We start from the raw sequence: 12219 nt of genomic DNA on the forward strand, positions 1-12219 counted from the left end.
CATGTTTTCGTGTTACCGCAAACAGTCAGACGGCGAAGAACGACTTCAGATTTTCCCGGATACGGTCGAGCGGTGTGGCACCCCCGGTGTCGGGAACAAAGGTCTGGCCGGTGATCGCTTCGTAGGCGTCGATGTAGACGCGTGAGGTTTTTTCGATCATTTCCAATGGGATATCGGGGATCTTGTCCTTGTAGGGGTCGCAGCGTTCGACGACCCAGGAACGGATCACGTCCTTGTCGAAGCTTGGCGGGCGGGTGCCGTTCCGGAAGGCGTTGTCGTAGCCTTCGGTGATCCAATAGCGGCTGCTGTCAGGGGTGTGAATCTCGTCCGCGAGGAGGATGTTGCCCCCTTCGTCGGTGCCGAATTCGTATTTGGTGTCCACCAGGATCAGGCCACGTTCGGCCGCCATCTTCTGGCCCCTTGCGAAAAGGGCGAGGGCCTTCTCACTAACCTCATCCCATTGCGATTTGGCCAAGAGGCCGGTTTTGACGATTTCCTCGGCATTGAGGGGTTCGTCATGGCCACCGTCGAAGGCTTTCGAGGTGGGGGTTATGATGGCTTCCGGGAGGGCCTGGTTGTCCTTGAGGCCGTCGGACAGTCGATGGCCGTACATGTCCCGTAACCCATTGCGATACTGGGTCAAAATCGAAGTGGAGGTGGTGCCGGCGAGGTAGCCTCGGACGACGATTTCCACCGGCAGGATGGTGAGCTTGCGGCCCAGGACGACGTTGGGGTCGGGGTACGAGATGACGTGGTTCGGGGCGATATCCGCTGTCTTTTCAAACCAGTAGCGGGCGAGCTGGGTCAGAACCTGGCCCTTCCAGGGGATCACCGCGAGGATCTGGTCGAAAGCCGAGAGCCGGTCGGTGGTGACCAGAAGTCTCTGATTATTTTCAAGATCATAGCAGTCGCGGACCTTGCCGAAATAGGGGTTCGGAAGCTCGGGGATGCGGGCGTGGGGGAGTGTGCGTTGCAGCATGGCCCGCGTTGTTGGGGCTTTGGTGCCGCAAGTCAAGGGCAGGAGAGGCTGCCGCGCATTTCCCCGCTGTCGCCCTGCAGCGTGTTTTCCCTGAGTTTACAGCCGGTTACCTTCGGGACAATCTCGATCATCGTAGCGCGGATTTCCTGGTGTTCGCCGCGTCTGGCGTAGCCTAGGCGAATGACTTCGACGCGCTCGCCTTTCTGGAACACGGTGTAGTCGCGGCCGTTAACGGTGATGTCGGTGCGGGTCGCGCCCATGAACTCTGGCGCCGGGGAAGCGCCGCAGGCCGTGAGGAAAATCAAGGGGATAAGGGCTTTCATTTCGTCAGAGTGGCAGAGGGTGGTTAACGGGGGGTTAAGCGTCTTCTTTCCATCTTCTTTTGATCTTCTTTCCATCTCTACGCACGGTGGCTATCGGCGGCGTTAACGAGTTTGGCGGAGGCTGGGGGCCGCAAAGCAGTCTGCCTCCTGCCTGACCTCAAGAAACAGACGCCCCGGCAGCTGGCACAGATGACCTAAGGGGCGGCCTCCACCAACGCTTCGGCGTACGTCAGCGCGGCGGCGGCGGCAGCGAGCTTGCCTTTGCGCAAGGTGCATTCGGCCCGTTCGCGCCAGTAGCGCGTCGACCCCGCGCGGAGGCTGCGGTGGAGCTGGACGACATCCTCGGCCTTGAGCTGCCCGCCTAGGCTGAGGCGTTGGAGGGCGCGGAAGCCTTTGGCATCACCGATGGCCGAGGTGCCGGGATGGCCGCCGAACGGGAGCTTTGCGAAGCGGATGCCGGGAAGAAGCGCCGCGATCCGGCGGGCTTGGAGATGGTCGAGCCGGTAGAAGGGATCGAAGACCACGACTCCGATCAGATCGGGGCGGGCGTGGCGGGCAAGGTCGCCTGCTACGGGGTCGAATTGGGCGGCCTCGGGGTAGCGGTCTTCCTCGGGCACGAGGCGGGGGTCGAGCGAGACCTGGGGCGAGACGAGGAGGACCTGGTTGAGGCGGAGCGCCTGGGAAAAGCGCAAGGCGGCGTAACCGCCCATGGAGAAGCCAAGCGCGCGGGCGGTCAGGAAGCGGTGCCGGACTTCGCGAAGGGCTGCCTCCAGTGCCGGGGTCTCGGGGTTCAGGAACCAGTCGTTCCAGCGGGTCTGGATGTGGAGATGCGCGAGGCCCGCGGTCAGGGCGCGCTGGACGCGGCCGGGGTCGGAGAAGCTGCCGGGGTCGGGGACCCATTGGCGGAAGGTGACGTAAAGCGCGGTGGTGGGGCGGTCCGGCCACCAGAGCCGGGCGCGGAGGAGATCACCGTCGAAGACGGTTTCTGCCTCAGCGGTCACGGGGTCCGCCCGAGGAGACGCAGCATCTCGGCCGCAGCGGCCTCGGGGGTAAGCTCGGCCTTTGCAACGCGGTCGCCGAGGCTGCCCATGAGGCCCTTCTGCGGCTCTTGCGTGAGGGCGGAGAGGAGGCCCTGGCGGACTTCCTCCTGAAACCAGGTTCGGGATTGGGCGGCGCGGGTGCGGTCCCAATGGCCTTCGGATTTGCGCCATTTGGTGAGCTGCTGCATCTCTTCCCAGGCTTGGGCGAGGCCTTCACCGGTAAGGGCCGAGACCGGCAGGGTCTTGGGGAAGCCGGGCGGGTCTTGCGGGCGGCGTCTCAGGAGCTGGAGCGCGCCCTTGTAGTCGGCGACGGTGCGGAGGGCGGCGGGTTTGAGGTCGCCGTCGGCTTTGTTCACCAGGATCAGGTCGGCCATCTCCATGATCCCGCGTTTGACGCCCTGGAGTTCGTCGCCTCCGGCGGGGGCGAGGAGGAGAAGGAAGAGGTCGCTGAGTTCCGCAACGACGGTTTCGGATTGGCCGACACCTACGGTTTCGATGAGGACGACGTCGAAACCGGCGGCCTCGCAGAGGGCGACGGCCTCGCGGGTACGGCGGGCGACACCGCCGAGCTGGGTCTGGCTGGGCGAGGGGCGGATGAAGGCGAGGGGGTCGCGCGAGAGGCGCTCCATCCGGGTCTTGTCGCCGAGGATCGAGCCGCCGGAGCGGGCGGAGGAGGGGTCGACGGCGAGGACGGCGACGCGCAGCGCTTGGGCCGTGAGCATCAGGCCGAAGGCTTCGATGAAGGTGGATTTGCCGACACCGGGCGTGCCTGAGAGGCCGATGCGGAGGGCCTCACGCTTTGGGTCGCGGAGGGCTTCGAGGAGGGCGAGGGCTTCGGCGCGGTGGTCCGGCCTTGCGCTTTCCACAAGCGTGATGGCGCGGGCGAGGGCCCGGCGGTCGCCGGAGCGGATCAGTCGGGCGCGGTCTTCGGTGTCCATCGGGCCTCCCAGTCCGGTCTTTGTGCCGGATCGGGGCGGGCTTGGCGAGGGGGGATGTTTGGCTGGGGTAGTACGATTTTTCTGCGAAAAATCGGGGCTTCCGTGGCGTGCGGGTGCGGGCGATAAGCGGGGCATGACCGATCTGCCTGTCTCCGCGATCCTGCCTGAGCTGGCCGCCGCCTTACGGGCGCGGGGGGTGACTGTGCTGCAGGCGCCGCCGGGGGCGGGGAAGACCACGGTCGTGCCGCTGGACCTTCTGGCGCGGGGAGTAGTCGCGGGGCGGATCCTGATGCTTGAGCCGCGGCGGCTGGCTGCGCGGGCCTCGGCCGAGCGGATGGCGGAGACGCTTGGCGAGCGGGTCGGGCAGACGGTGGGGTACCGGATCCGGGGGGAGGCGAAGATCTCCCCGGCCACCCGGATCGAGGTGGTGACGGAAGGGATCCTGACGCGGATGATCCAGAGCGACCCCGAGCTGGCGGGCGTCGGGCTGGTGATCTTCGACGAATTTCACGAGCGGTCGCTGAACGCGGATCTGGGGCTGGCGTTGTGCCTGGAGGTGCGGGGCGCGCTGCGGCCGGACCTGAAGCTTCTGGTGATGTCGGCGACTTTGGACGCTGCGCCGGTAGCGGCGTTGATGGGGGATGCGCCGGTTGTCACGTCGGAGGGCCGGGCCTGGCCGGTGGAGACGCGCTGGCTGCCGCGCCCGCCGGATGCTTCGCTGCGGCTTGAGGGCGTTGTCGCGGGGGCAGTGCGGGCTGCGCTGGCGGAGACGGAGGGCGGTGTCCTGGTGTTCCTGCCGGGTGAGGGGGAAATCCGGCGGGTGGAAGGGCTGCTCGGCGATCTGCCGGGGGTGGCGGTGCGGCCTTTGTTCGGGGCGATGGACTTTGCGGCACAACGGGCGGCGCTGGCTCCGGTTGCGGGGCGGAAGGTGGTGCTCGCGACCTCGATTGCCGAGACGTCGCTGACCTTGCCAGACATCCGGGTGGTGGTGGATGCGGGCCGGGCGCGCCGGGCGCGGTTCGACCCGAACTCGGGCATGTCCCGGCTGGTGACGGAGCGGGTGACGAGGGCCGAGGCGGACCAGCGGCGGGGCCGGGCGGGACGGGTGGCGAACGGGGTCTGCTACCGGCTTTGGACGAAGGGGGAGGAGGGGGGTCTGCAGCCCTTTCCGCCCGCGGAGATCGAAGTGGCGGACCTGGCGGGTCTGGCTTTGGAGCTGGCACTTTGGGGTGGCGCCGACCTGCCGTTCCTGACACCGCCGCCTGCCGGTCCGATGGCCGAGGCGCGGGCGCTGCTGCAGGGGTTGGGGGCGCTGGACACGCGGGGGCATATCACGGCCCATGGAAAGCAGCTGGCCGCCCTGCCCTTGCATCCGCGCCTTGGGCATATGCTGGCCGTTGCCGGGTCGGAGGCGGCGACACTTGCGGCGCTCATGGCGGAGCGGGACCCGTTGCGGGGGGCGCCACCCGATCTGGGGTTGCGGATGCAGGCTGTAAGCCGACCTGGTCCGGAGGCGCACAGGCCGACGGTCGAGCGGATCAGGGATGAGGCGCGGCGGTTGGCGGCAGCGATTGCGACGTTCGGTGGAGGGATCGTGCGGGCGGATACCGGGAGCCCCCCTCCCCCATCCCCTCCCCACGGGGGGGAGGGGAGGCTTGGGGCGGCGGACGGTGCGCCAACGGGGGCTGATGTCGACAAGCTGGGCGCCTACCCCACGCCGCATCGGGGAGAGATGGGAACAGCGGGTTCCCAATCGGAGGCACCCAGTGCCGGAGCCGCGCCGGGAGAGATCGGGACAGGGTACACTGCTGACGGGTCGGGCGGGAGCGCCCCTCTCGCAACCCCTCCCCACGACGGGGAGGGGGGGCGTGGGGCGGCAGGCGGGGCGCCAACCGGGGCCGATCTCGGCGAGCTGGGCGTCTCCCTCCCTGTCCGTGGAGGGGAGAGGGAGACAGGGAACGCCGCTCGGGAGGCACGCCATTCCAGAGCCGAAGGCGCGGAGACCGGGACGGGCCATCCCACCCGGACGCCCGGAGGAAACCCCCCTCCCCCATCCCCTCCCCGCGAGGAGGAGGGGCGGCATGGTGTGGCGGGCGGCTCGCCAAGCGGCGCGGGCGCGCCGGGGTCGGGTGCCTCGGTCCCGAAGCCTGAGGGAGAGATAGGGCCGGGTGGCGCTGCCCAAACTGCGGGCCTTGCCGGGTCGGCGGTTGGGGGGGCCGCAGCGCTGCGGACCACCCGGCAGGCGCGCCATTCCGGGCCTGCGGGCGGAGAGACCGGGAGCGGCCACACCGCGCCGATTGCTGATAGCGGCCCCCCACCCCCATCCCCTCCCCACGAGGGGGAGGGGAGGCTTGGGGCGGCTGGTGTTGGCGTGCGGCTGCAGCCTAGTGCCTCCCTCCCCCCGAGTGGGGGAGGGTTGGGGAGGGAGGGCTCGGCCGGGCCCGGCTATTCGCTAGCCGAAATGGCGGCGCTCGCCTATCCCGACCGGATCGGACGTCGCCGAAAAGGGGACAGCCCGCGCTGGGTTCTGTCTGGGGGCAAGGGGGCGGCGATGGCGGCGGGGCTGCCTTTGTCGGGCGCTCGGCTGATCGTGGCGACGGACCTCGACGGGGACAGCCGAGAGGCCACGGTGCGGCAGGCGGTGGCGATTTCGGAAGGCGAGGTCCGGGGGCTTTATGCCGACCGGATCGCCTGGGTCGAGGTCTGCGAATGGTCAAAGCGCGAGGGACGGGTGCTGTCGCGGCGGCAGGAGCGGCTGGGGGCGCTGGTGCTGGACGACCGGCATTGGGACGCCCCGCCCGAAGCGGTCGCGCGGGCGGCGCTGGACGGGGTGCGGCTTCTGGGCCTGCCCTGGTCGCCTGCGGCCCGGCGCCTCAGGGCTCGGGCGCGGCTGGCGCGCAGCGATGGGTGGCCGGGGGTGGAGGATGCGGAGCTTCTGGCGACGGCGGAGGACTGGCTTCTGCCGCATCTGGCAGGCGCGAAGACCGAAGCGGACTTGCGCACGCTGGACCTGGTGCCAGCGCTGCAGGCCTATCTCGGCTGGGACCGGGTCTCCGAGATGGACCGCTTGGTGCCGGGAAGCTTCGAGACGCCGCTCGGGCGGAAGATTCCGATCGACTATGATGGGGACGTACCGGCCATCGAGGTCCGGTTGCAGGAGATGTTCGGGGTGACCGTCCATCCCGTGGTGGGTGCGGCGCGGATGCCGGTTCGGATCACCCTGCTTTCCCCAGCGCGGGCGCCGGTTCAGGTCACGACCGATCTGCCGCGGTTCTGGGCGACGTCCTATGCCGACGTGCGGAAGGACATGCGTGGGGCCTATCCTCGCCACCCTTGGCCCGAGGACCCGACGGAAGCCGAACCGACCCTTCGGGCGAAGCCGCGGGGGACGTGAGGCTTTCGGGCCGGCGCGGACCGACGACCCATCATTGCTATTGCCTAGCAGGCCCGGCCCGTTCAGCTTGACCGCATTCGCGCCAACCATCCGGAGGCCCTGTTGCGCCATCACCTTGCCCGTCTGACCCTTGCCGCCGCCCTTTCGCTGGGTGCCCCGGCCGTCCACGCGTTCTGCGGCTTTTATGTCGCCCGCGCGGATGGCGAGCTCTTCAACCGCGCCTCGACGGTCGTCTACACAAGGGTCAACGACACCTCGGTCATCACCATGTCGTCGGACTATCGCGGCTCGCCCGCCGAGTTCGCCATGGTCGTGCCGACGCCTGGCGTGCTGGAGCGGAGCCAGGTGGCGACGGTGCCCTCGGAGACGGTGGCGCATCTTGACCGCTACACCGCGCCGCGGTTGGTTGAGTACTTCGACGAGGACCCCTGTGTTGTCATCGAGGAAGAGCCGGTGCTGGCCGAGGCGGCGGCCGGAAGCGCGTCCAGCGCCAAGGAACGCCGTGACGGGGCGAAAGCGCTGGGGGTCAGGATCGAGCGCGAGTTTGCGGTGGGTTCCTATGACATCCAGATGCTCTCGGCGCGGCAGTCCGACGGGCTGGCCGAGTTCCTGCGGGGCGAGGGGTACAAGCTGCCCGAGGGCGCCGAGGGTGCGCTGGAAGGCTATGTCCGGGGCGGCATGAAGTTCTTCGTGGCGAAGGTGAACCTGCAGCGCCATTCGGCCGAGGCCGAACAGGAGCTGGAGCCGTTGCAGATCCGCTTCCGGTCGAAGGATTTCATGCTGCCGATCCAGCTTGGCAAGCTGAACGGCGACGGCCCGCAGGACCTGATCGTTATGGCGCTGACCCGGAAGGGCCGGGTTCAGCTGACGAATTACATGACGAAGGAAGTCCCCTCGGACGTGAGCGTGCCGGTCTTCGTGTCGCAGGTCTTTCCGCAGTTCTACCGGGCGATGTTCGACAAAGCGGCGGGCGAGAATGGCGCGGTGCTGGAATATGCCTGGGACATGTCCTGGTGCGACCCCTGCGCCGACGACCCCTTAAGCCATAGCGAGTTCCAGGAGCTTGGCGTCAGTTGGGTGCGCAAGTCCGAGGCCGCGACGCCCAATGTGTTCGTCACGCGCCTGCACATCCGCTATTCGCAGGACAGCTTCTTCGAGGACCTGAAGTTCGCCGTCACCGAAGACCGCGAGAATTTCCAGGGGCGCTACATCCTGAACCATCCGTTCGAGGGCGAGATCACCTGCGAAGAGGGCAAGGTCTATGTCGCCGAGACCCGGAAGCGGATCAAGGAAGAGGCGGCGACGCTGCGCAGCCTGACCGGGTGGAGCGCGAAAAACATCGCGTCGAACATCGCCAAGACGGTGGCGCAGCGCTATCGGTGAGGGTCTTTTTGCGCTTGGGGCGGCGGTATCTGGCCTGGCGCTGCGGGCCGATCTTTCGGCCTTGCAACACGTGTTGATCGGCTGGCCCTTCTCTCTGCCGGGCGACCCGCCTATGACGGGCGCCAACATGCAAGGGGCAGATCATGCAGGTTGATGCGCTGGCAGGGCGGGCACGGTGGGCGGTGGCGGCCATGTTCCTTGCGAACGGGTACGTCATGGGGGCCTGGGCGCCGCAGATCCCGCTCCTTCTGCCGCGGCATCGGATCACCGAGGGCACGCTTGGCCTTCTGATCCTGGTCCTCGGCATCGGCGCAGTCGGGGCGATGCTCTTTTCCGGCCGCCTGATCGCGCGATTTGGATCGCGGCGGATGCTCTCGCTCTTCTCGCTGGCGCTGATCCCGGCGCTTCCCGCGGTGGTCTATTCGCCCTCGATCCCGACGCTGGCGCTGTTCATGGCCGTTTTCGGTGCGATGGCGGGCTGCATGGACGTGTCGATGAACGCCCAGGCGGTGGAAGTGGAGCGGCGCCTTCACCGCGCGATCATGTCGTCAAGCCACGGGTTCTGGAGCCTTGGGGGCTTCATCGGCGGCCTGTCGGGGAGCTGGATCATCAAGCATTCGAGCTCGGAGACGCAGTCGCTGATCACGGCCGGGGTCACTGCGGCACTTGTCTTCGGGGCGATGCCGTTCCTCTTGCCCTCGACCCCCGTGGCGCGGACGGCTGAGACCCCGGCCCGGCAGCATCTTCTGCCGCGCGACGCTGGTCTTTGGCTTCTGGGTTTCATGGCGTTCTTCTCGATGGTCCCGGAGGGGGCCGTGCTGGACTGGGCGGCGATCTATCTGCAGAAGGAGCTTGGCTCGGACGTGTTCCGCTCGGGCCTCGCGTTCGCCTTCTTCGCGGGCGCCATGGCGGTGATGCGCTTTGCGGGTGACCATGTGCGGAACCGGTTCGGCGCAGTGAGGACGCTGCGGGTGTCGGGCTTTCTTGGCGCGGCGGGGCTGATGGGCGGGGCGCTGGCGCCGACAGACTGGTTCGCGGTCGCAAGCTTCGCGCTGGCGGGCCTTGGCGTGGCGAACATGGTGCCGATCATGTTCTCGGCGGCGGGGAACCACCCCCGGGTGCCCTCGGCCGCCGCAATCTCGACCGTCACTATGGTCGGCTATTGCGGTATCCTCGTCGCCCCCGCCTCGATCGGCTATGTGGCCGAGCATTTCGGCTTCCGGCCCACTTATGCCGCGCTGTCGCTTCTGCTCGTCGTTGTCGCCCTTCTGGCTGTGCGGGCGGCGGATGCGGACCAGTTGCGCCGGGACGCGCCCGCGCCGCAGGCTGCGTAAGGTCCCCGCGACCGGTCGACTTAGGGCGCCCCCATGTAATCGCGCTTGCCAAGTTCGACGCCGTTGTGGCGCAGGATGTCGTAGGCGGTGGTCACGTGGAAGAAGAACTGCGGGAGCGTGTAGAACGACAGGAAGTCGTCGCCCGGCAGCACCAGCTCGCGGCCCCCGGCCTTGAAATGGATCTGGCGCTCGGCGGCGTGGGCGAAGTCCTCGGCCTGGAAGCCGCCCATGTAGCCGCGGGCGGCGGAGATGCGGTCCTTGAGCTCGGCGAAGGTGGTTTCGGTGTCGGGGAAGCTTTTCGGCTCGACCCCCGCCAGCCGCGCGGTGCCCCGGGCGGCGAAATCGCAGGCGAGCTGCACCTGGCGGGCGAAGGCGAGCATGTCGGGGAAGAGGCGGGCCGCAAGGATGACCTCGGGCTTGATCTTCTTTGCCTCGCAATAGGCTTCGGCCTTGTCGAGATTGGCGGCGAGAGCGGCAAGGAAACGGTCGAAGACGGCGACGGAACGGCGGTGCATGGGGCTACTCCCTTGGGGTTCGCGACCAAGGTGGCGGAAGCCGGGCGCGAGGCCAAGGGGCAAATTGGGGCCTGGTCACCCCGCCTGCCGCGCCTTGCAGTTACGGAGGACTTCGGCCACGAGGAAGCCGATGTCCCCTGGGCACGTGCGGCGGTTCAAGACGGACCAGACCGGCAGTGCCGCATTGACCGGCTTGGATGCGATACGGGCCGCACGGGCGGGGTCGGGCTTCCCTGGCGGCGGCACAAACCCCCGACCGATCTAGGGCAGCCCCTGCGTCACCGCCCGCCGCTGTGCCGCCAATACGTCATGATGCCCGTCCCAGGCCATTTCCGACAGGAGCACGGTTCGCGCCTCGGGCAGCCGTTCCAGCAGTCCGACCACCCAGGCCATGCTGCAGATCGAGATGCCATAGCCGTGCTGTCCGGGATAATCGGCATAGCCAAACCCCTCCCGCCGGTAATCCTGCATCAGGCTGTCCCAGCCGGATGTGATGCCGTAATAGCCGAAATGCGGTGCGCGGGCCGCCACGAACCGGCCGTGAAAGCTCATCACCAGCACGCCATCCGGACGGAGCCAGGAATAGAGCTTGCGCACCAGTTGTTCCGAGGTCGCAGCCGACAGGTGGGTGATCACCGACCCGACCCAGATCAGGTCATACTGCCCGGGGGCCGACAGCGCCGCCACATCAATGCCCGAGGCAAAGCTGTCTGCGCCGAACGCCTTGCGGCAGAACTCAAGGTCACCCGCCCGGATGTCAGTGACCGTGATCGCCGCCTTTGGCCAGGCCGCCTTGAGCCAGCGCGTCACCCGCCCGGCGCCCGCGCCGAAGTCGAGGATGCGGCCCGGCGGGTTGCCGGCCCTCTCGACCGCCGCGGCCACCGCATTCAGCGCCGAGGCCCCGCAGCTGAGGTAGTGGTCGTCATTGCCGTTGTACATTCCGTCGTCGGGGTGCAGCCCAAGTGCGACCTGCGGCGCGACGATTTTGGCGAAGCCCGTGATGCCGGTGTTGGGAGAGAAGCGGAGCATCCTGTTGTCCTTCACATGGAATCTGCGAGGCCGGCTTGGGGTCCGGGCCGGCAGTCTGCACCGGCGCGTCATTCTGCCGAAGCATCGTCCATGTGGAAAGGGGCGGATCGGCCCGCGGCTGGATGGCGCTGACCGCAAACTCCGGGGGCTCGGACGGGGCAACAACCCGGCGGGTCATTGCGGAACGGGGCGGGTCGGTCGGGCGCCGCCTGGCGGAGATGGAAGACGAAGAAATCCCCGCGAGCGTAAAGATCTGCCGACCGCCTGGCGATCATTGCGGACGCGCCGTCACACCCCCAGACACCACCGCATGACCGCCTTCTGCGCGTGGAGGCGGTTCTCGGCCTCGTCGAAGATCACCGAATGCGGGCCGTCCATGACCGCGCTCGTCGCCTCGTCGTTCCGGTGGGCGGGCAGGCAGTGCATGAAAAGGGCGTCGGGCTTGGCGCGGGTCATCAGCGCCTCGTTCACCTGATAGGGGCGGAGCTGGTTGTGGCGGCGTTCCTTGGCCGACTCGGGGTCGTGCATGCTGACCCAGGTGTCGGTGACCACAAGGTCGGCGCCTTCGACAGCGGTGAAGGGATCCCGCTGGATGGTGATCTTCGAGCCCTTCTTGCGGGCGAAGGCCACGAACTTGTCTTCGGGATCAAGCGTTTCGGGGCCGGTGAAGGTGAAGTCGAAGCCGAACTGGCCGGCGGCGTGCAGGAAACTTGCGCAGACGTTGTTGCCGTCGCCGCACCAGACGACCTTGCGCCCCTGGATCGGGCCGCGGTGTTCCTCGTAGGTCATGACGTCGGCCATGATCTGGCAGGGATGGGTGCGGTTGGTAAGGCCGTTGATCACCGGGACGGTGGCATGTTCGGCCATCTCGAGGAGTGTCGCTTCCTCGAACGTGCGGATCATGATGAGGTCGACGTAGCGGGACAGGACGCGGGCGGTGTCGGCGATGGTCTCGCCGTGGCCAAGCTGCATTTCCTTGCCGGAAAGCACCATCGTCTCGCCCCCCATCTGGCGGACGCCGACGTCGAAGGAGACGCGGGTGCGGGTCGATGGTTTTTCGAAGATGAGCGCGACCATGTGGCCCTTGAGCGGCTGGTCGTCGTCGGGCGAGCCTTTGGGGCGACCGTTGCGGGCGGTTTTCATCGATTGGGCGGCGTCGATCATCGACCGGAGGGCGGCTGGGTCGGTCTTGTGGATATCGAGGAAGTGATTCATTTCGTTTCGCTTTGTGGAACCGGTGGAACCGGGGGTTTCACACCCCCGGACCCCCGTGGGATATTTGGG

General features: G+C 67.8%; 10 protein-coding genes. 3 read left to right on the forward strand and 7 right to left on the reverse strand.

Annotated elements, in window-relative coordinates; all coding sequences use genetic code 11:
* Window positions 1-25: 25 nt before the first annotated feature.
* From ACRCSW_RS18795 to meaB, 4 genes are all read right to left on the reverse strand, one after another.
* A complete protein-coding gene (locus tag ACRCSW_RS18795) occupies window positions 26-979 on the reverse strand; it encodes a phosphoribosylaminoimidazolesuccinocarboxamide synthase (protein WP_438707180.1) in 954 nt (317 codons plus the stop codon).
* Window positions 980-1011: 32 nt separating this feature from the next.
* Complete coding sequence (locus ACRCSW_RS18800; RefSeq protein WP_438707181.1) at window positions 1012-1302, reverse strand: hypothetical protein; 291 nt, start codon at window positions 1300-1302, stop codon at window positions 1012-1014.
* Between the two features lie 194 nt (window positions 1303-1496).
* Window positions 1497-2303 (reverse strand): alpha/beta fold hydrolase, encoded by an 807-nt coding sequence (locus tag ACRCSW_RS18805; RefSeq protein ID WP_438707182.1) that lies wholly within the window; start codon window positions 2301-2303, stop codon window positions 1497-1499.
* The gene (meaB, locus tag ACRCSW_RS18810) at window positions 2300-3280 is read right to left on the reverse strand and encodes a methylmalonyl Co-A mutase-associated GTPase MeaB (RefSeq protein ID WP_438707183.1); all 981 of its coding nucleotides are present in this window, start codon (window positions 3278-3280) and stop codon (window positions 2300-2302) included. Before meaB ends, ACRCSW_RS18805 begins: the two co-directional genes overlap by 4 nt.
* 133 nt (window positions 3281-3413) lie before the next feature.
* On the opposite strand from meaB, the gene hrpB reads away from it, so the two are divergent.
* The 3 genes from hrpB to ACRCSW_RS18825 all read left to right on the forward strand — a co-directional run bounded on the left by hrpB (window position 3414) and on the right by ACRCSW_RS18825 (window position 9391).
* Complete coding sequence (gene hrpB / locus ACRCSW_RS18815; protein WP_438707184.1) at window positions 3414-6674, forward strand: ATP-dependent helicase HrpB; 3261 nt, start codon at window positions 3414-3416, stop codon at window positions 6672-6674.
* Between the two features lie 102 nt (window positions 6675-6776).
* The gene (locus ACRCSW_RS18820; RefSeq protein WP_438707185.1) at window positions 6777-8057 is read left to right on the forward strand and encodes a DUF2330 domain-containing protein; all 1281 of its coding nucleotides are present in this window, start codon (window positions 6777-6779) and stop codon (window positions 8055-8057) included.
* A gap of 143 nt (window positions 8058-8200) precedes the next feature.
* Window positions 8201-9391 (forward strand): MFS transporter, encoded by a 1191-nt coding sequence (locus ACRCSW_RS18825; protein ID WP_438707186.1) that lies wholly within the window; start codon window positions 8201-8203, stop codon window positions 9389-9391.
* Window positions 9392-9411: 20 nt separating this feature from the next.
* Here ACRCSW_RS18825 and ACRCSW_RS18830 read toward each other — a convergent pair whose 3' ends face one another.
* The 3 genes from ACRCSW_RS18830 to argF all read right to left on the reverse strand — a co-directional run bounded on the left by ACRCSW_RS18830 (window position 9412) and on the right by argF (window position 12150).
* Window positions 9412-9906, reverse strand: coding sequence for a DUF1993 domain-containing protein (locus tag ACRCSW_RS18830; protein ID WP_438707187.1), 495 nt, complete (start codon window positions 9904-9906; stop codon window positions 9412-9414).
* A gap of 261 nt (window positions 9907-10167) precedes the next feature.
* Entirely contained in the window at window positions 10168-10935 is a 768-nt protein-coding gene (locus ACRCSW_RS18835; protein ID WP_438707188.1) for a class I SAM-dependent methyltransferase, read from the reverse strand.
* A gap of 288 nt (window positions 10936-11223) precedes the next feature.
* Window positions 11224-12150, reverse strand: coding sequence for an ornithine carbamoyltransferase (gene argF, locus ACRCSW_RS18840; protein ID WP_438707189.1), 927 nt, complete (start codon window positions 12148-12150; stop codon window positions 11224-11226).
* Between the last annotated feature and the right edge of the window lie 69 nt (window positions 12151-12219).

The organism is Tabrizicola sp. (genome assembly GCF_051645465.1).
Taxonomy (GTDB): domain Bacteria; phylum Pseudomonadota; class Alphaproteobacteria; order Rhodobacterales; family Rhodobacteraceae; genus Tabrizicola.